The 22008-nt window shown below is 72.1% G+C and carries 19 protein-coding genes; 5 read left to right on the top strand and 14 right to left on the bottom strand.

The genetic code is table 11. The features are described 5' to 3' along the window. Positions 1 to 80 precede the first annotated feature (80 nt). The gene (locus RIN75_RS28320) at positions 81 to 1355 is read left to right on the top strand and encodes an MFS transporter (protein ID WP_309115080.1); all 1275 of its coding nucleotides are present in this window, start codon (positions 81 to 83) and stop codon (positions 1353 to 1355) included. A gap of 389 nt (positions 1356 to 1744) precedes the next feature. Here RIN75_RS28320 and proB read toward each other — a convergent pair whose 3' ends face one another. The 6 genes from proB to RIN75_RS28350 form a co-directional block, all read right to left on the bottom strand. Next, positions 1745 to 2860 carry a glutamate 5-kinase gene (gene proB, locus RIN75_RS28325; protein ID WP_309115120.1) on the bottom strand — a complete coding sequence of 372 codons (1116 nt, stop codon included), beginning with the start codon at positions 2858 to 2860 and terminating at the stop codon, positions 1745 to 1747. 11 nt (positions 2861 to 2871) lie between these two features. Next, positions 2872 to 4329, bottom strand: a complete 1458-nt coding sequence (gene obgE, locus RIN75_RS28330) for a GTPase ObgE (RefSeq protein WP_309115081.1) — start codon at positions 4327 to 4329, stop codon at positions 2872 to 2874. A 104-nt stretch (positions 4330 to 4433) separates the two neighbouring features. Further along, on the bottom strand, positions 4434 to 4697 hold the full coding sequence (gene rpmA, locus RIN75_RS28335; RefSeq protein WP_309115082.1) for a 50S ribosomal protein L27: 264 nt from the start codon (positions 4695 to 4697) through the stop codon (positions 4434 to 4436). A 14-nt stretch (positions 4698 to 4711) separates the two neighbouring features. Then, the gene (gene rplU, locus RIN75_RS28340; RefSeq protein ID WP_121222273.1) at positions 4712 to 5026 is read right to left on the bottom strand and encodes a 50S ribosomal protein L21; all 315 of its coding nucleotides are present in this window, start codon (positions 5024 to 5026) and stop codon (positions 4712 to 4714) included. A 285-nt stretch (positions 5027 to 5311) separates the two neighbouring features. Beyond that, positions 5312 to 8455, bottom strand: coding sequence for a translation initiation factor IF-2 N-terminal domain-containing protein (locus tag RIN75_RS28345; RefSeq protein WP_309115083.1), 3144 nt, complete (start codon positions 8453 to 8455; stop codon positions 5312 to 5314). Between the two features lie 174 nt (positions 8456 to 8629). Further along, the gene (locus RIN75_RS28350; RefSeq protein ID WP_309115121.1) at positions 8630 to 9400 is read right to left on the bottom strand and encodes a TIGR03936 family radical SAM-associated protein; all 771 of its coding nucleotides are present in this window, start codon (positions 9398 to 9400) and stop codon (positions 8630 to 8632) included. 222 nt (positions 9401 to 9622) lie between these two features. Here RIN75_RS28350 and RIN75_RS28355 point away from each other — a divergent pair, with 222 nt between their 5' ends. Then, positions 9623 to 11131, top strand: coding sequence for a S8 family serine peptidase (locus RIN75_RS28355; RefSeq protein WP_309115084.1), 1509 nt, complete (start codon positions 9623 to 9625; stop codon positions 11129 to 11131). Here RIN75_RS28355 and RIN75_RS28360 read toward each other — a convergent pair. Both RIN75_RS28360 and RIN75_RS28365 read right to left on the bottom strand, forming a co-directional pair. Continuing rightward, positions 11128 to 13794 (bottom strand): LuxR C-terminal-related transcriptional regulator, encoded by a 2667-nt coding sequence (locus tag RIN75_RS28360; protein ID WP_309115085.1) that lies wholly within the window; start codon positions 13792 to 13794, stop codon positions 11128 to 11130. The two genes, RIN75_RS28355 and RIN75_RS28360, sit on opposite strands and share 4 nt — an antisense overlap. A gap of 263 nt (positions 13795 to 14057) precedes the next feature. Then, positions 14058 to 14603 (bottom strand): sigma-70 family RNA polymerase sigma factor, encoded by a 546-nt coding sequence (locus tag RIN75_RS28365; protein WP_309115086.1) that lies wholly within the window; start codon positions 14601 to 14603, stop codon positions 14058 to 14060. 271 nt (positions 14604 to 14874) lie between these two features. Between RIN75_RS28365 and RIN75_RS28370 the strand changes: the two genes are divergently transcribed. Further along, positions 14875 to 15696 (top strand): ferredoxin, encoded by an 822-nt coding sequence (locus RIN75_RS28370; protein ID WP_309115087.1) that lies wholly within the window; start codon positions 14875 to 14877, stop codon positions 15694 to 15696. Here the strand turns inward: RIN75_RS28370 and RIN75_RS28375 are convergent. Genes RIN75_RS28375 through RIN75_RS28395 form a run of 5 tightly spaced genes read right to left on the bottom strand, consistent with a single transcriptional unit; the run spans position 15683 to position 20630 of the window. Further along, positions 15683 to 17647: a TIGR03960 family B12-binding radical SAM protein gene (locus tag RIN75_RS28375; protein WP_309115088.1), complete on the bottom strand. Its 1965-nt coding sequence runs from the start codon at positions 17645 to 17647 to the stop codon at positions 15683 to 15685. The genes RIN75_RS28370 and RIN75_RS28375 overlap by 14 nt on opposite strands. A gap of 31 nt (positions 17648 to 17678) precedes the next feature. Then, entirely contained in the window at positions 17679 to 18089 is a 411-nt protein-coding gene (locus RIN75_RS28380) for a DoxX family protein (protein WP_309115089.1), read from the bottom strand. 45 nt (positions 18090 to 18134) lie between these two features. Next, positions 18135 to 18956 carry an ABC transporter permease gene (locus RIN75_RS28385; protein WP_309115090.1) on the bottom strand — a complete coding sequence of 274 codons (822 nt, stop codon included), beginning with the start codon at positions 18954 to 18956 and terminating at the stop codon, positions 18135 to 18137. Position 18957: 1 nt separating this feature from the next. Then, the gene (locus RIN75_RS28390) at positions 18958 to 19713 is read right to left on the bottom strand and encodes an ABC transporter permease (RefSeq protein WP_309115091.1); all 756 of its coding nucleotides are present in this window, start codon (positions 19711 to 19713) and stop codon (positions 18958 to 18960) included. Continuing rightward, positions 19713 to 20630, bottom strand: coding sequence for an ABC transporter ATP-binding protein (locus RIN75_RS28395; protein WP_375296038.1), 918 nt, complete (start codon positions 20628 to 20630; stop codon positions 19713 to 19715). Before RIN75_RS28395 ends, RIN75_RS28390 begins: the two co-directional genes overlap by 1 nt. 57 nt (positions 20631 to 20687) lie before the next feature. Between RIN75_RS28395 and RIN75_RS28400 the strand changes: the two genes are divergently transcribed. Next, positions 20688 to 21284: an N-acetyltransferase gene (locus tag RIN75_RS28400; RefSeq protein WP_309115093.1), complete on the top strand. Its 597-nt coding sequence runs from the start codon at positions 20688 to 20690 to the stop codon at positions 21282 to 21284. Positions 21285 to 21336: 52 nt separating this feature from the next. Here RIN75_RS28400 and ndk read toward each other — a convergent pair whose 3' ends face one another. Beyond that, positions 21337 to 21747 (bottom strand): nucleoside-diphosphate kinase, encoded by a 411-nt coding sequence (gene ndk / locus RIN75_RS28405; protein ID WP_309115094.1) that lies wholly within the window; start codon positions 21745 to 21747, stop codon positions 21337 to 21339. Positions 21748 to 21818: 71 nt separating this feature from the next. Between ndk and RIN75_RS28410 the strand changes: the two genes are divergently transcribed. Further along, positions 21819 to 21962 carry a hypothetical protein gene (locus RIN75_RS28410; RefSeq protein ID WP_309115095.1) on the top strand — a complete coding sequence of 48 codons (144 nt, stop codon included), beginning with the start codon at positions 21819 to 21821 and terminating at the stop codon, positions 21960 to 21962. The last annotated feature ends 46 nt before the right edge of the window (positions 21963 to 22008 follow it).

Genomic DNA, 22008 nt, shown 5'->3' on the forward strand with positions numbered 1-22008 from the left:
CGCCGGCTCTTCCCCAACCTCGATCGGCCGTGGAAAGGTCCCAACATGGCTGACACGACCGATCCACGGGGAGGTCCGGCGTGAGTGAGGCGACCACCGTCCGGCAGGAACACCGGCTACCGGTCCGCAAACTGGTGGCGGCGAGCATCGGCAACGCCACCGAGTGGTACGACTGGACTGTCTACGCGACCTTTTCGATCTACTTCGCGACCCAGATCTTCCCGAAGGAGAACGAAGGGCTCGCGCTGATCAACACGTTCGCGACCTACGCGCTGGCGTTCTTCTTCCGGCCGCTGGGCGGGTACCTGCTGGGGCGGTTCGCCGACCTGCGCGGGCGGCGGACGGCGATGATCCTGACCATCGTGCTGATGGCGGGCGGCTCGGCGGCGATCGGTCTGCTGCCCACCTACGAGCAGGTGGGCTGGCTGGCGCCGATCCTGCTGCTGCTCGCGCGGATCGCGCAGGGGTTGTCGCTGGGCGGCGAGGTGTCGAACGCGTCGGCGTACTTGGCGGAGATCGCGCCGGCCGATCGGCGTGGCCGGTACTCGGCGTTCTTCTACATCTCCACCGGCAGTGCGCTGCTGGTGGCGTCGCTGCTCGGGCTGCTGCTGGCCCGGACGATGTCCAAGGAGGACCTGGCGGCGTACGGGTGGCGGATCCCGTTCCTGATCGGCGGCGTGCTGGGGCTGGTCGGACTGTGGCTGAGGAGGAGCCTGGAGGAAACGGAACAGTTCGCGCACAACAAGGTGAAGGCCGAACGGCTGCGGCGCCCGCTGGCGACGACCCTGCGGGAGCACCCGAAGGCCGTGGGTCGGCTGGTCGGGTTCACGATGCTGTCGACGCTGTGCTACTACACGTTCTTCAGCGCGCTGACGCCGTTCGCGGTCACCACGCGGAAGGCCGACGCCGGGGACGTGTTCTTGGCGCTGTCGATCGCCACGGTCCTGTTCATCGCCCTCCAGTACCCGATGGGCGCGCTGTCGGACCGGTACGGGCGCAAGCCGCAACTGCTGGTGTGGTCGGCCGCGACGGCGGTGTTGGTGGTGCCGCTGTCGACGTTGATCGGGCCGGGGCTGGGCGGGCTGTTGGTGGTGTTCTGCGTGGGGCTCGGGCTGTACACGGCGATGACGTCGATCGCTCCGGCGGTGATGAGCGAGCTGTTCCCGACGGAGCTGCGGGGTCTCGGCATCGGGGCCTGGTACAACCTGACGGTCGCGCTGTTCGGCGGCACCGCGCCGCTGGTCATCAAGGTGATGCCGGGGACCACGTTCTTCTGGTACGTGGCGGCGGGTGCGGCCGTGGCGTTCCTGGTGATCCTCACGCTGCCGGAGACCAAGGGCACCGAGCTGCGGTAGGGCCGGGCTGCGGTGGGCTGGGCCACCGCGGACCAGGCCACCGCGGACCAGGCCACCGCGGACCAGGCCACCGCGGGCAGGGCCACCGCGGGCAGGGCCACGCCCGGCAAGGGCTGGGCCACCGCGGGCCGGGCAGGGCCACGGCGGCTGAGCCGCAGGGGGCTGGGCCGCGGGGGCTGGGCCACAGGGGCTGGGCCACAGGGGCTGGGCCACAGGGGCTGGGCCACAGGGGCTGGGCCACGGGGGCTGGGCCACGGGGCTGGGCCACGGTCGGGCGGGCCACGGTCGGGCGGGCCACGGTCGGGCGGGCCACGGTGAGGCTGGGCCGCGATCGGGTAGGGCCGTGGCGAGGCTGGGCTGTGGTGGGGCCGGGCTGTGGTGGGGCCGGGTTAGTGGCGTGGGAGGGGGACGAGGTCGTCGGCGTGGACTACCTCGCGGCGCTGCTCTGCGGGCAGGTCGTGGCTGGAGCGGCCGATCAGGGCGGGTAGTTCCGTGGCGTCGAAGCCGACTACGCCGCGGGCGACCACGTGGCCGGTCAGGTCGACCAGTTCGACGACGTCACCCGCTTCGAACACGCCGTCGACCGACGTGATCCCTGCCGCCAGCAGGGAGCGGCGGCGGTCGACCACGGCGGCTACCGCGCCGTCGTCCAGGGTCAGGCGGCCGGTGGCGTCGGCGGCGTGGCCGAGCCAGAAGCGCCTGGCGGACAGGCGTGGGCCGGTGACGGCGAACGCCGTGCCGACGTCGGCCTGGTTCAGGGCGCGGACGGCGTCGGCAGCACCTGCCAGGAGGACGGGGATGCCTGCGGAGGCGGCCAGGCGGGCGGCGGCGAGTTTGGAGGCCATGCCTCCGGTGCCCAAGCCGGAGGCGCCTACCGAGCCTGCGCGGACGCCGTCGACGTCGGAGGCGCCGGCGACCTCGGTGATGCGCTGCGCGCCGGCGCGGCGGGGGTCGCCGTCGTAGAGGGCGTCCACGTCGGAGAGGAGGAACAGGGCGTCCGCGCCGACCAGGTGGGCGACGAGCGCGGCCAGGCGGTCGTTGTCGCCGAAGCGGATCTCTTCGGTGGCGACGGTGTCGTTCTCGTTCACCACCGGCACCGCGCCCAGGGCGAGCAGGCGGGAGAACGTGCGCTGGGCGTTGCGGTAGTGCGAGCGGCGGACGACGTCGTCGGCGGTGAGCAGGACCTGGCCGACCGTGAGCTGGTAGCGGCCGAAGGAGTTGGCGTAGGCGTGCGCCAACGCCAGTTGGCCGACGCTCGCGGCTGCCTGCTGGGTCGCCAGGTCGCGGGGGCGGCGGGTCACGCCCAGGGGTGCCAGGCCGGCCGCGATGGCGCCGGACGACACCAGCACCACCTGGCTGCCCGCCGCGCACCGGGCGGCGACCGCGTCGACCAGGGCGTCCAAGCGGGAGCGGTCCAGGCCGCCCTGCGCCGTGGTCAGCGACGACGACCCGACCTTGACCACGACCCGGCCCGCCGCCGCGACGGCCTGCCGGGCCTGGGACAACACCGACCCGATCACTCTTCCTCTTCGAGGTCCTCGTCGTAGGCACCGGGCAGGCGACGCGCCTTCTTGGCCGCGAGGCGCTCGGCGGCGCCCACCCGGTTGTGGGGTTCGAGGCGTGCGTCGGTACCGCGACCGGTCATGGCCACGGCGGCGATGCCGGCCGGGGTGGACGGCTCCCAGTCGAACACCAGGTCGCCGATGGTGACCTGGGCGCCGGGGACCGCACCCATCTTGACCAGCACGTCCTCCACGCCCAGGCGGGCGAGGCGGTCGGCGAGGTAGCCGACGGCCTCGTCGTTGCTGAAGTCCGTCTGCCGGATCCAGCGCTCCGGGCGCTCGCCGCGCACGATGAACCCGCCCGGTGTCTGCGGGTCCTCGACGACGGTGAAGCCGGAGTCGTCCACGGCGGTCGGCCGCAGGACGATCCGGGTCGCCTCCTGCTTGGGCCGCGAGGCCCGGTACTCCTCGACGATCCGCCCGAGGGCGAACGTCAGCTCCCGCAGGCCCTCCCGGCTGGCCGTGGAGACCTCGAACACCGGCAGGCCGCGGGCCTCGATGTCGGGCTTCACCATGTCCGCCAGGTCGCGGGCCTCGGGGATGTCGATCTTGTTCAGCACCACGACGCGGGGGCGCTCGGCGAGGTCGTCCGCCAGGGAGGGCGTGTACTTCGCCAGCTCCGCCTCCAGCGCGTCGATGTCCGACAGCGGGTCGCGGTTGGCCTCGTAGGTGGCGCAGTCCACGACGTGCACGAGCACCGCGCAGCGCTCGATGTGCCGCAGGAAGTCCAGGCCGAGGCCCTTGCCCTCGGACGCGCCCGGGATCAGGCCGGGGACGTCGGCCATGGTGAACACCGTCTCGCCCGCGGTGATCACGCCGAGGTTCGGCACGAGCGTGGTGAACGGGTAGTCGGCGATCTTCGGCTTGGCCGCGGACAGCACCGAGATCAGCGACGACTTGCCCGCGGACGGGAAGCCCAGCAGGCCCACGTCGGCGACGGACTTCAGCTCCAGGACGAGGTCGTGCTTCTCGCCGGGCTCACCCAGGAGAGCGAATCCGGGGGCTTTGCGGGCCTTGGAGGCGAGTGCCGCGTTGCCGAGGCCGCCCCGGCCGCCCTGGGCGGCGATGAGGCGGGTGCCCTCGCCCACGAGGTCGGCGACGACCTCGCCGTCCGGGGTGAGCACGACGGTGCCGTCGGGGACGCGCAGCTCCAGGTCGGCGCCGTTCGCGCCGTCCCGGTTGCCGCCCGCGCCGCCCTTGCCGTTGCCGGCCGCGGCGTGCGGGCGGAAGTGGAAGTCCAGCAGCGTGTGGACCTGCGAGTCGACGATGAGGACGACGTCGCCGCCCTTGCCGCCGTTGCCGCCGTCCGGGCCGCCGAGCGGCTTGAACTTCTCGCGGTGCACGGAGGCGACCCCGTTGCCGCCGTCACCGGCGGCGACGTGGATCACCACCCGGTCGACAAAACGGGACACGGGACTCACTTCCAAAGCGCTAGGTGTGGAACGTCTGCTCTAAACACTACTGAGCGCCGTGGTCCGCGCATTCCCGCGGACACACGGCGCTCAGAGGTGGTGACTCAGGCAGCAGCCTCGACCGGAACGATGTTCACGGTCTTGCGGCCCCGCTTCACGCCGAACTCGACCGCACCCGGGGCGAGCGCGAACAGCGTGTCGTCCTTGCCGCGACCCACGTTCACACCGGGGTGGAACTTGGTGCCGCGCTGGCGGATCAGGATCTCGCCGGCCTTGACGACCTGACCGCCGAACCGCTTGACCCCGAGGTACTGGGGGTTCGAGTCACGGCCGTTGCGGGAGCTGGATGCACCCTTCTTGTGTGCCATGGCTAGTCAGATCCTCACTTACCGGTGATGCCGGTGACCTCGACGCGGGTCAGCTTCTGGCGGTGACCCTGGCGCTTGTGGTAGCCGGTCTTGTTCTTGAACTTGTGGATGCGGATCTTGGGACCCTTGGTCTGCTCGACGACCTTGCCGGTCACCGAGATCTTCCCCAGGGCGTCGGCGTCGGCGGTGACGTCGGAGCCGTCCACGACGAGAAGCGGCGCCGGGAAGGTGATTTCGGTGCCCGGCTCGCCTTCGAGCTTCTCGACCTCGACGACGTCGCCGACAGCCACCTTGTACTGCTTGCCGCCGGTCTTGACGATCGCGTACATCGGGACGGAAGTCTCCTGCTACTCGACGGACGGGGCCACGCGCGCCACAGTGCCACTGAAGGTCTTCGTGGACTGGGCTTCGCACGACAGGGCCCACCGGACGGCGGGCCGTGTATCAGGTTACGTGGCGGTGGACTGCGGGGTCAAACCGGGGTGGGTGTCCGGTGATCTGCCTGCTCACCGCCGATGCGGCACCCCTGTGGACGCGGGCCGCGACCGGGCATGCGGACGTGCCCTGCCCGCCCCGCGAACGGGGTGGGCAGGGCACGGGTGTCCGCTGCTCGCTCAGCTCTCCTTGACGGCACCCAGCGGCGGCCCGGCCGGGCGCGAGGCGGCGCGGCGGGGACGGCGGCGGGCGGTCGGGGCGGGCTCGACGTGGCCGTTGAGCGACTGGTCGGCCGCGTTGGCCTCGGCGGTGCCGACCTGGGTGGGCGGCTGCACGTCGGCGCGCACGACCGCCTCGGTGCCGTCACCGGGGACGACCGCTTCGGTGCCGGACGGTGCCGCGGTGGCGGCCTCGGTGGTGCCGGACGCCGCTGCCGCGGTGCCGGGCGCCGCCGGGGCGGTGTCCGAGGGTGCTTCGGCGGGCGTGGGCGCGGCCTGGGCGACCCCAGTGGCCGGCTGGGCCTGGGCAGCCGGCTGAGCGGTCGCCTCGGCCTCGGCGGCCGGCTGAGCGGTCACCGGGGCCTGGGCGGTCGGCTGAGCGGTCGCCTGGGCCTCGGCGGCCGGTTGGGCGGTCACCGGGGCCTGGGCGGTCGCCGCATGAGCGGGCTCGGGCTGGGCAGCCGGGGCCTGTCCGGGCTGGGCCTGAGCCGGGGCCGCGGCCTGGGCGGGCTCGGGCTGGGCCTGGGTGGGCTGGGACTCGTGCTTGGTCACCGCGCCTGCTTCTCGGCGGGCTCGGCGGCGTTGGCGGCGCTTCGGCTCGGGGGTCGTGTCCTCTTCCACGATCGCGGCCAGGGGCTCCGCCGACGTGGGCTGCTCGGCGACCGCCTGGGGCTCCTCGGTGGGCGGCACGACGACCTCGGCCACCGGCTCCGGGGTCACCGGGGGTGCGGTAGCGGGGGTCGACGTGGCGGCCGGGGACTCCGCGGGAGTGGCGGCGGCTGAGGCGGCTGCGGGAGCGCCGGCCGCAGCGGTAGCAGTGGCAGCGGGAGCAGTGGCAGGGGCAGTGGCGGGCGCTGGTTCCTGGGAGTCGCCGCCCTTGCCGCGGCGGGACTTGCGGCCGCCGCTCTGGCCCTGCTGCTGTTGCTGCTGCGCACCACCACCGTTGGACGGGCCGTGGGTGTGGACCGGCTCGGTCGACACGATCAGGCCTCGGCCGCGGCAGTGCTCGCACGTCGTCGAGAAGGCCTCCAGCAGGCCCGTGCCGACGCGCTTGCGGGTCATCTGGACCAGGCCCAGCGACGTCACCTCGGCCACCTGGTGCCGGGTCCGGTCGCGGCCCAGGCACTCGGTCAGCCTGCGCAGCACCAGGTCGCGGTTGGACTCCAACACCATGTCGATGAAGTCGATCACGATGATGCCGCCGACGTCGCGCAGCCGGAGCTGGCGGACGATCTCCTCCGCCGCCTCCAGGTTGTTGCGCGTCACCGTCTCTTCGAGGTTTCCACCCGATCCGGTGAACTTGCCGGTGTTCACGTCGATGACCGTCATCGCCTCGGTGCGGTCGATGACCAGGTAGCCGCCGGAGGGCAGCCAGACCTTGCGGTCCAGGGCCTTCAGCAGCTGCTCGTCGATGCGGTACTCGACGAAGGCGTCGTTGTTGCCGACGTGCCGGCGCAGGCGTTCCTGCAGGTCCGGGGCCACGTGGCGGACGTACCCGTCGATGGTGTCCCACGCGTCCGAGCCCTGGACGACCAGCGCGGCGAAGTCCTCGGTGAACAGGTCGCGGACGACCTTCACCAGCAGGTCCGGCTCTTCGTAGAGCAGCTGGGGGGCCTGGGCCTTGGGCGTGCTCGCCTTGTCCTTGATGACCTGCCACTGCGCCTGCAGGCGGGTCACGTCGCGGGCCAGTTCCTCCTCCGAGATGCCCTCGGAGGCGGTGCGGATGATCACGCCGGCGTCCTCGGGGACGACCCGCTTGAGGATGTCCTTGAGGCGCTTGCGCTCGACGTCGGGCAGCTTGCGGCTGATGCCGGTCGCGCCGCCGCCGGGCACGTACACCAGGAAGCGGCCGGGCAGGCTGATCTGGGTGGTCAGCCGGGCGCCCTTGTGGCCGACCGGGTCCTTGGTGACCTGCACCAGGACGCTGTCGCCGGTGGACAGGGCCTGCTCGATCTTGCGCGCCTTGCCCTCCAGGCCTGCCGCGTCCCAGTCGACCTCGCCCGCGTACAGCACCGCGTTGCGGCCCCGGCCGATGTCGATGAACGCCGCCTCCATGGACGGCAGCACGTTCTGCACGCGGCCCAGGTAGACGTTGCCGACCAGCGAACCGGTGCCCGAGGAGGTCACGAAGTGCTCCACGAGCACGCCGTCCTCCAGCACGCCGATCTGGGTGCGGTCGCCGCGCTCGCGCACGACCATGGTGCGCTCGACGGCCTCGCGGCGCGCCAGGAACTCGGCCTCGGACAGCACCGGGGCGCGGCGGCGGCCGGCCTCGCGGCCGTCGCGGCGGCGCTGGCGCTTGGCCTCCAGCCGGGTCGAGCCGCGCACGCTGCGCACCTCGTTCTGGGCGGCCTCGGAGTCGGCCTTGTCGTCGCGGGCGTCGCGCGTCTCGCGGACGTGCACGACCGTGTTCGGCGGGTCGTCCTCGCTCGGGGCGGCCTCGTCGTCCGCGCCGGTCTTGCGGCGGCGGCGACGGCGCCGGCGGCGGCTGGTGCCGCCCTCCTCCTCGGCCTCGGCGGTCTCCTCGACCTCGGCCTCGGCTTCGGCCTCCGCGGCCTCCTCGGCGACCTCGTCCTCGGTGGACGCCTCGTCGCCCGCGCCCTTGCCGCGACCGCGACCACGCCGGCCACGACGGCGGCGGCGGCGGCCTTCGCCCTCGTCACCGGCGTCGTCGCCGTGCGGCGCCTCCTCGACGTCGTCCTCGTGCTCCTCCTCCACCTCGAGGGTGGACGCGGCGGGCGCGACCACCGGGGTGGGCGGCAGGAACACCGCGGACGGCGGCGCGAACAGCGGGGTGAGCGCGGCCACCTCGCGCGCCGGGACGGCGGGAGCCTCGGTGGTCTCGTCGATGTCGCCGGACTCGATGTCGTCCCAGGTCAGCAGGCTCTCGGCGACCTTGATCGCCAGGTCGCGGCTCACGCTCGACTGCGCGCCCTTGACCGGCTCGCCCAGGTCGGCGAGCGCCGCGACGACGTCCTTGCTGCTCGTGTTCAGCAGCTTCGCCAGCGCGTGCACCCGCAGCTTGTCCGGCAGGTCGGCGAGCACGGGGTGTGCGGATGTGGCGTTACCCCCGCCGGCGCCGGCGGGCTTGTTCGTGTTCGACATGCAGCTCCTCCGCCCCCGGGCGCGTCCGGTTCGACGCCGCCGCTCAGGGGCCTCTCTTGTCCACTCACCGCCGCGGCTGGCGGCGGGAATCCTTGCCTTCGCCGTGCGCACGGGCACGGCAGGTCTGTCTTCTCCCGCGACGACGCCGTCAGCGCCGCTCCGGCGGCTTCCGGGTCAGACCTCCGCCGCCCGGTCAAGGGCGAGCGGGTCGACCAGGCCGCCTTCGTCGTCGAGCCGCCCCTGCGCCATCCGGGTCGCCTTCGCGGGCACCGGCGGAACCAGGTCGGCGACGACTCGGAGCGCGCTCAGCACGTCGTCGGGTCGAACGGTAGGGGTTGTCTGCCGAACGACCATCACGAGTATCCCACACGGTTGTGACAAATCCCGTGCATCGTGTCCCGCGTCGCTTGAATACGCCTGGACCTGCGCCGTTCCCGCGTCCCCCGGCTCGGCGGCGACGACCTTCGCCGACACCACCGCGGGGCGGACGTCGATCACCTTCCGGCCGTCCTTGGTGAGCCGTTCCACCTCGACCGACTCGGCCGCGAGGAACGCCTCGACCGCCGCCCCCAACGCCTCCGGCGACACGCTGGGCAGCTCCACCTGCCAGGTGCTCGCCTCGATCCGCTCGGGCAGCGACCCGCCCGCCGCCTGCACGACCTCCAGCACGTCCAGCCCGGGCGGCAGCACCGCGTCCAGCGCGTCGCGCAGCGCCGCCGGGTCGACCGCCTCGACCACCGAGACCTCGACGTACTCGGCCTCGCTGGCCACGCCGGTGGGCGCGGCGCCGACCCACGACACCTTCGGGTGCGGGCTGAAGCCCTGGGAGTAGGCCATGGGTACGCCGGCCCGCCGCAACGCCCGCTCGAACGTGCGGGCGATGTCACGGTGTGAGGTGAACCTCAGCCGTCCGCGCTTGGCGTAGCGCAGCCGGAGCTTCTGCACCGGTGCGGCCGACGGGTTGGGCTGCTGCTGGCGACTCAGTGCTACTCCCCTTGGGTACCGGGTGGCGTCCGTCGGGGTAAGCATCCCAACGGTCCACGCTCCTACTCCAGCGGGACGGTACCTTGATGCCGTTCCGCGCCGTTGAGCTTGTCTGCTTCGACGCACGTGGCTACCGTCCGGCACCAGAGGACCACCCCCGACGGCCGCTCTTGGAGGTCACCCGTGCCTCTGCTCCGCCGCGTCCACGCGGTCGCGGTCAGCACGGCGCTGCTCGCGACCGGCTGCTTCGCGGTTTCCGCGCACGCCGCCGCCCCGGACGGCGTCCCCGCGAGCACCGGGTGCATCCAACCGGGTCCGACCCTGCGCTACCTGGTCGTGCTGGACCAGGGCACGAGCGCGCCGCTGGCCGACGCCACGGTCGCCGCCGCGTGCGGGATCACCCTCGGCTACTACCCGCAGATCGCGGTGGCCGTCGCGGTGTCCGCGGACCCGGGCTTCGCGCGCAAGATCGGCTTGCACCGGGCGTACAGCGCGCAGGCGGACGGGCTCTCCCGCCGCACGGGCGCGCCGGCCCGCAAGCAGGACGAGACGCCCGCCCGGTCCGGCACGCCCGACACGCGCGACCGCACCGCCGAGCAGTGGGACATGGACCTGATCCGGGCCGCCGAGGCGCACGCGATCAGCAAGGGCAGCCGGGACGTGGTGGTCGGCGTCCTGGACTCGGGCATCGACCCGACCCACCCGGACCTCGTGCGCGCGCTCGACCCGACCCTGTCGGCGGGCTGCACGACCGGCGTGGCGGACCCGGCGCGCACCGCGTGGTCGCCGACGACGTCCGCGCACGGCACGCACGTGGCGGGCACCATCGCCGCCGCCGACGACGGCCTGGGCACCACGGGTGTCGCGCCGGACGTGCGGATCGCGTCGGTCAAGGTCGTGGACGACGCGGGCTTCATCTACCCCGAGTACGCGGTGTGCGGGTTCATGTGGGCCGCCGAACGGGGCATGACGATCACCAACAACAGCTATTTCATCGACCCGTGGGTGTTCACCTGCCAGAACAAGATCGGTCAGGCCGTCGTGTACGAGGCCGTCCGGCGGGCCGTGGACTACGCGAGCCGGCGGGGCGTGCTGACCGTCGCGGCGGCGGGCAACGGCGGCGTCGACCTCACCCGACCGGGTCGGGACACCCAGAGCCCCACGAACGCCGCCACCGAGGACGTCAAGCCGCGCGCGGTGGACAACACCTGCCTGGTGCTGCCGGCACAGCTGCGCAACGTCGTTGCGGTGTCGTCCGTGGGCGCGGCCAAGGTGAAGGCCGGCTACAGCTCCTACGGGCTGGGCGCGGTGGACGTGACCGCGCCGGGCGGTGACCGCAGGCAGCAGCCGGACGGCGCGCAGGCGTGCGTGCTGTCGACGGTGCCGGCGGGCTACGACTACTCGTGCGGCACGTCGATGGCCGCGCCGCACGTGTCGGGCGTGGCTGCCCTGCTGGCGTCGACCCACCCGGACGCGACCGCGGGCGAGCTGAGCCGGATGCTCAACGCGCAGGCCGAGACCCTGGCGTGCCCCGCCGACTACGACCTGAACGGCACGGGCGCCCAGGACGCGTTCTGCACCGGGTACTCGGAGTACAACGGCTTCTACGGCCACGGGCTGGTGGACGCGAAGGCAGCCGTGCAGAAGGGCGGCGCGGACGGCCCTCCGGCGGTCCCGGGCAAGCAGCGCTAGTCGCCCCGGTGCAGCGCGGCGGCGAGGTCCGCGCGGCCGGTGATGCCGAGCTTGCGGTACGCGCCGGACAGGTGCAGCTCGACCGTGCGGCGGGTGAGGAACAGGGCCTCGGCGATCTGCCGGTTGGTCAGGCCCTGGGCGGCCATGCCGGCGACGCGGGTTTCCTGGCGGGTGAGGCCGTGGACGGTGCCCCGGGCGGTCGCGGGTTCGCAGGCGCGCAGTTCGTCGGCGGCCAGTCCGATGAGCGGCTTGGACTCGCACCGGGCGCTCAGCTCGACGGCCCGGCGCAGGTGCGGGATGGCCCGTTCCGGCTGGCCCCGGCGGCGCAGGCGGGCGCCGAGTTCGAACAGGGCCTCGGCGTGCAGCAGGCGCGCGGCGGATTCGGTGAGGTACTCGACGGCTTTGCGCAAGGCCCGCACGGCGGGTTCGTCGTCGCTGGTGAGGCCGACGGAGATCAGGGCGGTGCCCATGGCCCGCGGTGTGCCCCAGCGCTTCGCGCGTTCCAGGTCTTCAAGGGCGAGCCGGGCGGCTTCCTCGCGCATTCCCAGGGCGAGTTGGGCCCGCACGGCGAGCGCACGCCACGGCAGGATCGCCGGACTGTCTATTTTGGACGCCGTAAGTCTTCGCCCGCATTCGGAGACGTCTTCCAGCGCGCCCGCCGCGTCGCCGGTGGCGAGCTTGAGCTTGCCCCGCGCGAAGAGCGTGACGTTGTGCTGGAACATCTCCGGGAGTTCGCCCGCGAAACCGTGGCGCGCCAACAGGTCCCGTGCCTCGTCGAACCGCCCGAGGTCGACCAGGACCTCCGCGAGCCTTGCCGCGCACAGGATCGCCATCGGGCACACGTCCACCGCGTGCAGCTCGTCGAACAGCCGGAGCTGCCACTTGAGGAACGTCTTGGCGCGCACCAGATCGCCCTTGGCGAGGTAGTCCATGCCGTGCGCGAGCGAGACGACCGTGCCCTTGCGCAGGTGGTAGTCGTGCGGCTCGGCCTCGCTGCCGATCATGCGGCGGAACCGGTCGGACAGGTCCGGCGCGTCGGCCATGAAGCACGTGCTGACGGTGAACACGAACGGCTGGGTGAACACGTCCACGCGGTCGCCGTCGAGCGCTTCCGCCGCGTACTGCACGGCCTTCTCCGCCGAGTCGCCGCGCAACGCGTGCCCCAGCGACATCAGCGCGGAGTGGACCTGGCGCAGGCGCGGCGAGTTCGGCACCTCCGACTCCAGCTCGTCGGTGAACATGCTGGCGCGCAAGGCGAGTCCGACGTTGTTGCCGACGCCCGCGAGGTAGGACATGGTGCGCAGCTCCCACGACTCGTCGTGCTCCTGGGAGCTGAGCCGGGACACCAGTTGCAGGCCGATGGACAGCGCCAGCCGGGCTTCCGGCGCGCTGCACAGCCGCAGCAGCATCGACACGGCCTGGCCGGCGGCGGACCGGGCGTCGTCGGCGTGCGCGAGGGCGTCGCGCAGCTTCGCCATGCCCTCGGCCTGGTCGACGATGTAGGTGACGTGCACCAGTTCCAGCTGCACGGCAAGGCGTTCGTCGCTGGTGAGGCGTTCTTCGAGGGCGCGTTCGAGGTAGTCCTGGGCGGCGTCGAGGCGGCCGTCGTGGGTGGCCTGGCGGGCGGCGCGGCGCAGCACGTCCACCGCCCACGGCAACGGGATCGCCCGCGCCTCCCGCAGGTGCTCGGCGACACGGGCGTCCGGCGCACCGGCGTCGGCGAGGAGCTTCGCGGCGCGGGCGTGGTCGGCGGCGCGGGTGGCGACCGGGAGGTCCGCGAGCACCGAGTTGCGCAGGAACGGGTGCACGAACGCGATCGGGTAGTCGTCGCGGAAGACGTGCAGGCGCACCAGCGCGTCGATGATGCGCAGGGCGCGGCGGGGTTCGACGCCGGCCATGGTGGCGACGCGGTCCACGGTGGCGTCCGGACCGAGGACCGCCGTGGCGCGGACCAGTTCGGTCGCGCCCTCGTACGGCCGCAGGCGGACGCGGAGGATCTGGCCGATGTCCGACGAGCCGAGGGTCGCGATGTCGGCGTCGGGCTTGAGTTCAGCGCGCAGTGCGCGCAGGAGGTAGGGGTTGCCGCCGGTGACCTCGTGGCAGGCACGGGCGATGCGCCGGTCGTCGAGCAGTTCGGCGACCGCGTCGACGTCGAGGCCGTCGAGTTCGATCGTGGTGGTGTGGCCGCCGGTCAGCTCGGGCAGCGCCACCTCGCCCGCGGGCGAATGGCCGGTGGCGGCGGAGAGCAGGACGGCCAACGGCTCGTCGCAGATGCGGCGCAGCAGGTAGGCCAGGCAGCGCAGGGACCAGCTGTCGGCCAGGTGCACGTCATCGACCACCAGGAGCAGCGGTCCGCGTGCCAGAGCGCGGCGGACGGCCTTGTGCAGGTCGCCCAGGGACTCGACCGGGTCGGCGCGCAGCCCGTCCGCGAGCTGGCCTGCGACACCGCCGCGCAGGTCGCTCTCCAGCCGGGTGGCACGGGCGGTCGCGACCGCGAACCCCAGCGCGCGGGCCTGGCCGGTGACCGCGTCGAGCAGGGTGGACTTGCCGACGCCGATCTCCCCCGTGACGAAAGCCGTCGTCGTGCGGCCCGCGGCGGCGCCGACCAGCAGCGCGCGGGTCGTGCACAGCTCGGGGTCGCGGCCCACTGTCGGCGTTCGCACGGTTCCTCCGATCCGCTTTCGGGGTGGACCACCGTAGGACACCCGGGGTACCGAAGGGTTCGCACCTGTGGGGGCGGCATTTCCTTCGGTACCCACCGTAGAGACCGCCGGCCGGGGTTCGGCCAGACTTGTTCGGCAGCCGCGGGAGGGTTCACCCGCCACCGCACTGCCGCAATGTGTCCGGGAATTGTTCTCAATTGCTGCCGACCGGACCGGGACGCGCGTTCGGAGCAGACTGCGCGTGCAATTCGCGGCGGGCTCTTTCAGTGCCACTCCCGCAATGCGCGGCGCAGGATCTTCATCGCGTTGTAGACGCGCGACTTCACGGTGCCTTCCGGAATGCCCAGCACTTGCGCCGCCTCGCGGATGGTGCGACCCCGGACGTAGGTCTCGTAGATCGCGGCGCGGTGCTCCTCGCCGAGCCGGCCGATCACGTCGGTGATCACCATGATGGACAGCCGCTGCTCGGTCTCGTCGTCGGCGTGCACGGCGTCCGGGCTGGTCAGCTCCACTTCCTGCGGTCGGGCCCGGCGGGTGCGCCAGCCGTCGATGACGATGCGGCGGGCCACGGTCAGCAGCCAGCCGCGCAGCATGCGCGGGTCGCGGACGAGGGTCTCGGCGTTCTGCCACGCGCGGATCAACGTCTCCTGGACGACGTCCTCGGTCCATTGCCGGTCGTGGTTGGTCAGGCCGAGGACGTGGGCGAACAAAGCGCCTTTGAACTGGCCGTAGAGCTGGGTGACGAGTTCCTCGCTGGGCCGCCGGCGGACCTGACTGCCGTCCACCCACACTCCACCCAAGGAATTCATGCGAACCGAACCTCCTCGAAGTTGGCGCGCGGCGGGGCGAACGAGACGTGCCGTGAACGTACTACACACGATGGCGTTAATCCACAGTTGCGCGGAAGGGTTGTGAGAACTTTTCAGGGTTGTAGGGGGTGCAACGTATTGATCGAGTCAGCGGTTCTACGACATCGGTGTGACACGGATCACATATCCGATTTGAACCGGCGGTCGAACCGGCGGCACCGGGGTTCGTAGTACCCCTATGGAGACCCGCGACTTGAGGGGGAGTCGAATCGTGTCCTCGACTGTGGCGCCGTGGTCCGGGCGGCTCGCGTACGTGGCGATGTGCCTGACGATCTGCCTGGGCGTGCTGACCGCGACCGGGTGGGTGCGGGGGCTGCCGGGCGGGCGGCGGGCGTTGCGGGTGACGCACCAGGCGCTGGCGACGTTCAGCCTCGTGCTGGGGTTGACGCACGCCCTGGCGCTGACGGCGTCCGGCGTCATCTCGCCGCTGGCCGTCGTGCTGCCGCTGGGGGCGCCACGCCACGTCCTGGGGGTGTTGGGCTTCGAGCTGATGGTGGCGGTGGCCGTCACGGCGGCGCTCCAGGGTTCGACGTTCTACCGGAGCTGGTTACCCCTGCACCGCTTGGCGTACGTGGCGGTGTGGCTGTGCGCGATGCACGCGTGGCTGGGCGCGGCGGCGGCCGGCACGGTGCCGGTGCTGTGGCTGGGCGGCATCACCGTCCTGGTCCCCGCCATCACGCTGACCCTGCTCCGCTTCCTGCCGCCGCGGACGTTGGTGCGCCTGGGGATCATCGCCCCCTCCCCCGCACCGCGCCACCGCCGGCTCGCCCCGGTCCGGACCCCGGCGGCGGGAAGCCCGGCCGCCGGCGAGCCCGCGGCCGGGGTGCGGGTCGAGGTCGACCACGGGTTGTGCCGGCACTTCGCGATGTGCCAGGTGCAGGCGCCCCGGGTGTTCCGGGTGCTGGCCGACGGGACCTTGCGGTACGCGCGGAACCCGGACCCCGAGGAGGGGCCGCGGGTCGCCGCCGCCGCACGGGCCTGCCCGATGCGCGCCGTCCGGGTCGTGTCCGATCGAGGGGCTACTGCCGGGTGAGGGCCGGGTTGCGGACCGGGGAGCCCTTGCCCACCGGGGAGATCGGGAGCAGGGTGCGGCCGGTCGGGCCGACCTCGATGTCCGTCCCCATCGCCGGGCAGACGCCGCAGTCGAAGCACGGGGTCCAGCGGCAGTCGTCCTGCTCGCGCTCGTCCAGCGCGTCCTGCCAGTCCGACCAGAGCCATTCCTTGTCCAGGCCCGAGTCCAGGTGGTCCCAGGGCAGGACCTCCAGCTCCTCCCGCTCCCGGGTGGTGAACCAGTCCAGGGACACGCCCAGCGGGGTCAGCTCGGCTTCCGCCGCGGCCACCCAGCGGTCGTAGGAGAAGTGCTCGGACCAGCCGTCGAACCGGCCGCCCTCGCGCCACACGCGTTCGATGACCAGACCGACCCGGCGGTCGCCCCGGGACAGCAGTCCCTCGATCAGCGACGGCTGCCCGTCGTGGTAGCGCATGCCGATGTTGCGGCCCAGGGAGCGGTCGGAGTTGACCGCCTCGCGCAGCTTGCGCAGCCGACTGTCCACAGTGGCCGGATCGCACTGCGCCGCCCACTGGAACGGCGTGTGCGGCTTCGGCACGAACCCGCCGATCGAGATGGTGCAGCGGATGTCCTTGCGGCCGCTGACCTCCCGACCCGCGCGGATCACGTTCTTGGCCATCTCGGCGATCTGCAGGACGTCGTCGTCGGTCTCGGTCGGCAGGCCGCACATGAAGTACAGCTTCACCTGCCGCCAGCCCGCGCCGAACGCCGCGCTGACCGTCCGGATGAGGTCCTCCTCGGACACCATCTTGTTGATCACGCGCCGGATCCGCTCGCTGCCGCCCTCGGGCGCGAAGGTCAGGCCCGAGCGGCGGCCATTGCGGGACAGCTCGTTGGCCAGGTCGATGTTGAACGCGTCGACCCGGGTGGACGGCAGCGACAGCGAGGTGTTCGTGCCCTCGTACCGGTCGGCCAGCCCCTTGGTGATCTCGGCGATCTCCGAGTGGTCCGCGCTGGACAGCGACAGCAGGCCGACCTCTTCGAACCCGGTCGCCTCCAGGCCGCGCTGCACCATCGCGCCGATGCCCTCGATGGACCGCTCGCGCACCGGCCGGGTGATCATGCCCGCCTGGCAGAACCGGCACCCGCGCGTGCAACCGCGGAAGATCTCCACGCTCATCCGCTCGTGCACGGACTCCGCCAGCGGCACCAGCGGCTGCTTCGGGTACGGCCACGCGTCGAGGTCCATCGTGGTCCGCTTGAACACCCGGTACGGCACCCGCTCGCGGTTGGGCACCACGCGCTGGATGCGCCCGTCGGGCAGGTACTCCACGTCGTAGAACCGGGGCACGTACACGCCACCGGTCTCGGCCAGGCGCAGCAGCAGCTCGTCCCGGCCGCCGGGGCACCCCTCGGCCTTCCACGTGCGCACGAGATCGGTGATCTCCAGGACGGCTTCCTCGCCGTCACCCAGCACCGCCGCGTCGATGAACGGCGCGATCGGCTCGGGGTTGAACGCCGCGTGCCCGCCGGCCACCACCACGGGGTCGTCGTCACCGCGCTCGTCGGCGTGCAGCGGGATGCCCGCCAGGTCCAGCGCGGTGAGCAGGTTCGTGTAGCCCAGTTCGGTGGCGAAGCTCACCCCGAGCAGGTCGAACGCCTTCACCGGCCGGTGCGCGTCCACGGTGAACTGCGGCACGCCGTGCTCGCGCATGAGCGCTTCGAGGTCCGGCCACACCGCGTAGGTCCGCTCGGCCAGGACGTCCGGCTGCTCGTTGAGCACTTCGTAGAGGATCATGACGCCCTGGTTGGGCAGCCCGACCTCGTAGGCGTCCGGGTACATCAGGGCCCACCGCACGGCGGCGGAGTCCCAGTCCTTGACGGTCGCGTTCAGCTCCCCGCCGACGTACTGCACGGGCTTGGACACCCTCGGCAGCAGGGGCTCCAACGCGGGGAAGACGGACTCGACACTCACGCATCCAGGGTAACGGCACCGCCGGCAGTGCTCAGAACAGCGGTCCCGTGACGGTCAGGCCCAGCTCGGAGCCCGCGCCCGCGTAGAGGCCGAAGAACATCAACGCCGCGCCCGCCAGCGAGACGTCCTTGCTGAACTGGACCATCTCGCCCTGCCTGGCCTGCGGGTCCCGCTCCTTCCAGAACGGGTGCATGAGGAACGCCGTGGGCAGCAGGAACAGCACCAGCAGCAGCGCTCCGAGGTCCGCCCACACGCCCAGCAGCACCATCAGCGCGGCCACGAGCTGCACCGCGCCGCTGGCCTGGGTGGCGAGCTTCGGCGACGGCACGCCCTTGGACTCGGCGTACCCGGCCATGCCCTCGGTCTTGGTGAAGTGGCCGAACGCGGAGCTGAGGAAGAGCAGGACGAACAGGATGCGGCCGACGAGCACGATCACGTCCATGACGACCTCCCGTGAAGGGATGACTGCGTCCAGTGTTGGACCAGCTCAGGAGGTCAGCAACTTGCCCAGCCGGCGGGCCGCGACCAGCACCCCCACAGCGCCCATGACGACCAGGTAGAGCACGTGCGCCAGCACACCCCAGCCGACCGAACCCGTGGTGAGGGCCCTGAGCAGCTCGATCGAGTGGTACAGCGGGGTCCACTGGACGATCGCCTGGAGCCACGACGGGTACACCGACAGCGGGTAGAAGGTCGTCGAGAACAGGAACAGGGGCAGCACCACCAGCTGCACCATGTCGAAGTCCTGCCACGACCGCATGAACGTGCTGCCGGCCATGCCCACCGCCGCGAACGCCAGCGCCACCAGCAGGCACGCCGGCAGCGCGAGCAGCGCCCACGCCGAGGTGACGAGCCCGAAGCCGAGCATCACGACGAGGAACCCGGCCGAGTACAGGCCACCGCGCAGCAACGCCCAGGTCGCCTCGCCCACGGCGATGTCGATCGGCCCCATCGGGGTGTTCAACATGGCCTCGTACACCTTGGAGTACTTGACCTTGAGGAACAGGTTGTACGTCGTGTCGAACACGGCACCGTTCATCGCCGAGGCGGCCAGCAGGGCGGGCGCGACGAACGCCGGGTACGGCAGGCCGTCCACCGCGCTCACCAGCTGCCCGAAGCCGAAGCCCAGGGACAGCAGGAAGAACAGCGGTTCGAAGAAGCCGGAGACGAAGGACGTCCAAGCCCGCCGGTACACCAGGTGGGCGCGTTCGACGATGACGTGCGGGCGGCCCGCGTACAGGCCGGGCGGCACGATGCGCAGCAGCAGGCCCCGGCTCTCGGGGACGCCGCGGTCGAGCGTTCGGGTCACGTCACACCGCCAGTCGTCGGTCGAAGGACCGGCGGCCGAGGAGCACTCCCGCGGCGACCAGCGCGGACAGGTAGGCGAGGTGGCCCAGCGCGGGCAGCACGTGCAGCGTGCCGAACGCGGCGCCGCGGGCCAGTTCGATGCCGTGCCACACGGGCGTGAGCCACGCCAGCGGGTGCAGCCAGCCGGGGAGCTGGCTGATCGGGAAGAACGCGCCGGTGAACAGGGTCATCGGGATGACCAGGAACCGGAAGAGGCCGGTGAACGAGTCCGGCTTCTCCACGGTCGCGGTGTAGGCGACGAGCAACGCGCTGAACGCCATGCCGGACAGCACGCCCACCGGCAGCGCGACCACCGCCCACGGTGACCTCAACGCCCCCAGCGCGCCCGCCACCAGCAGGAACGCCGTGCAGCCGAAGGCGAGCTTGAGCGCCACCCACAGCAGCTGCCCGTAGAGGACCTGCGCGGGCGTGACCGGGGTGGCGACCATGCCGAAGTACGTCCGCTGCCACTTGAACTGGGAGAACACCGCCCAGGACGACTCGAACATCGCGGTCTGCACGGCCGTGGTCACCACCAGCGCCGGGGCGAGGAACACCACGTACCGCTCGCCGCCGGTGGCCGGGCCGGCCGCGACCTGCGAGCCGAAGCCCATGCCCATCGCGAGCAGGAACAGCAGCGGGTTGACGAACGTGGTGACCGCCGAGGACCGCCAGTTCCGGCGGTACCACGTCCACTGGTACTCCAGGACGGCGAACATCAGTCCACCAACGTCCGGCCGGTGAGGCGGAGGAACACGTCCTCCAGCGAACTGCGGCGGACCAGGCTGGACGCCGGCCGCACGCCCCGGTTGTGCGCGGCGGACAGGGCCGCCTCGCCGTCGTCGGTGTAGAGGAGCAGCCGGTCGGGCAGCACCTCGACCCGGTCGGCGAGGCCTTGGACCGCGGCGGCGTCCTGCTCACCCGGCGGGAAGCGCAGCTCCAGCACCTCGCGGGTGGAGTAGCGGCGGATCAGGTCGGCCGGCGAGCCCTCGGCGACGATCTTGCCGCCGTCCATGACCACCAGCCGGTCGCAGAGCTGTTCGGCCTCGTCCATGTAGTGCGTGGTGATGATGAGCGTGACGCCGTTCTGCTTGAGCCGGAACAGCCGGTCCCACAGCAGGTGGCGGGCCTGCGGGTCGAGACCTGTGGTGGGTTCGTCGAGGACGACCAGTTCGGGGTCGTTGACCAGGGAGCGGGCGATGGTGAGGCGGCGCTTCATGCCGCCGGACAGCGGTTCCACCTCGTCGTCGGCGCGTTCGGTGAGCTGGGCGAAGTCGAGCAGCTCCTCCGCCTTCTCGCGGACGCGGGCGCGGGACATGCCGAAGTAGCGGCCGTAGATCTCCAGGTTCTGCCGGACGGTGAGTTCGGTGTCGAGGTTGTCCAGCTGCGGGACGACGCCGAGCCGGGCGCGGATGCGCGGGCCGTCGCGGTTGGGGTCCATGCCGAGGACGGTCAGCTCGCCCCCGGTGCGCGGGGACACGCAGGACACCATGCGCATGGTCGACGACTTGCCCGCCCCGTTGGGGCCGAGGAACCCGAACGCCTCGCCCCGGTGGACCTCGAGGTCGATGCCCCGGACGGCTTCGAACGTGCCGAAGTGCTTGGTCAGGCCCCTGGCGGCGACGAGGGTGGTCACGTTCGTCACGTTAGCGGCGGGGTACGACAGTCCGGGAACGGTTTTAGGGTGGGCGGCATGGGGATCGAGCTGGTGTGGCCGACCGTCGCGGACGAGTCGCTGCGGGTTTCCGTGCACTCCGTGCTGCACGACGTGGTGGCCGCGGGCGGGGCGATCGGGTGGCAGGTGCCGCCGTCGCGCGCGGAGACCGATGCCTGGCTGGACATGGTGCTGTCCCGCGTTTCCACCGGTGACGGCGCCTTGGTGGTGGCTGTTGTGGACGGTGTGGTGCGGGGGACGGCCACGTGGCTGCGGTCCACCAGCGCGGTGTTCACGCACTCGGCGGAGGTCGGCCGGGTGACGGCCCACCCGTCCGCGCGGGGCCTGGGGTTGGGGCGGATGCTGGTGTCCGCGGCGGTGTCCCACGCGCGTTCGGCGGGGCTGGAGATGCTGACCCTGGGCGTGCGCGGCAACAACCACGGGGCGATCGAGCTGTACGAGAGCCTGGGCTTCCGGGAGTGGGGCCGGCTGCCGTACGCGATCGCGGTCGGCGACGTGCGGTTCGACGAGGTCCGCATGGCCCTGCCGCTGGGGTTCCGCGAGGGCGTGGTCCTGCACGGCTCGGCCCCCGGCGGCAACGGCTCCTCACCGCGCCGGTCGAAGCAGTCTGTCTGAATACGCGAACGGCCCGGCCCCTTGCTTGCAGGGACCGGGCCGCTGTTCTGGTTCAGAGGTTCGGGAACCAGAGCTTGATCTCGCGCTCGGCGGACTCCGGCGAGTCGGAGCCGTGGACCAGGTTGAACTGGACCTCCAGCCCGAAGTCACCGCGGATCGTGCCCGGCGTCGCCTTCTCCACCGGGTCGGTGCCACCGGCCAGCTGGCGGAACGCGGCGATGGCCCGCGTGCCCTCCACCACCATGGCCACCAGCGGCCCGCCGGTGATGAACTCGACCAGGTCGTTGAAGAACGGCTTGCCGTCGTGCTCGGCGTAGTGCTGCTCGGCGGTCGCGCGGTCGACGGTGCGCAGTTCGAGGGCGGCCAGGTTGAGGCCCTTGCGCTCGATGCGGGAGATGACCTCGCCGATCAGGCCGCGGCTGACGCCATCGGGCTTGACCAGGACCAGGGTGCGCTCGCTCACGGCCGTCGGTACTCCTTCGTACGATTTCTTCCGTCGGGTGAAGGGTAGCCGGAGCTGCGATGGTGCCCGCCGTGAGCACCCGGAACGGCGAGGACTCCCACCTCGGCACCACCCTGACCGGCGCGGCTCTCAAGGTGCTGCTCGCGGAGGATCGGGAGTTCCGGATCCTCAAGGACGACGAAGTTCGGTCACGAGTCGAGCCGGCTGACCACTGACGCGGGTTCCACGCGGTCACCATGGCCGACCGCGCGATCGCGGCCG

Origin of the sequence: Saccharothrix sp. (genome assembly GCF_031180885.1) — a bacterium.
Lineage (GTDB): Bacteria > Actinomycetota > Actinomycetes > Mycobacteriales > Pseudonocardiaceae > Actinosynnema.

What these genes read in the sequence shown, in the direction of transcription:
- rpmA (WP_309115082.1), bottom strand. Translation starts at nt 4,697, where the DNA reads ATGGCACACAAGAAGGGTGCATCCAGCTCCCGCAACGGCCGTGACTCG.
- rplU (WP_121222273.1), bottom strand. Translation starts at nt 5,026, where the DNA reads ATGTACGCGATCGTCAAGACCGGCGGCAAGCAGTACAAGGTGGCTGTC.
- RIN75_RS28345 (WP_309115083.1), bottom strand. Translation starts at nt 8,455, where the DNA reads ATGTCGAACACGAACAAGCCCGCCGGCGCCGGCGGGGGTAACGCCACA.
- RIN75_RS28365 (WP_309115086.1), bottom strand. Translation starts at nt 14,603, where the DNA reads ATGAATTCCTTGGGTGGAGTGTGGGTGGACGGCAGTCAGGTCCGCCGG.
- RIN75_RS28380 (WP_309115089.1), bottom strand. Translation starts at nt 18,089, where the DNA reads ATGGACGTGATCGTGCTCGTCGGCCGCATCCTGTTCGTCCTGCTCTTC.
- RIN75_RS28390 (WP_309115091.1), bottom strand. Translation starts at nt 19,713, where the DNA reads ATGTTCGCCGTCCTGGAGTACCAGTGGACGTGGTACCGCCGGAACTGG.
- RIN75_RS28400 (WP_309115093.1), top strand. Translation starts at nt 20,688, where the DNA reads ATGGGGATCGAGCTGGTGTGGCCGACCGTCGCGGACGAGTCGCTGCGG.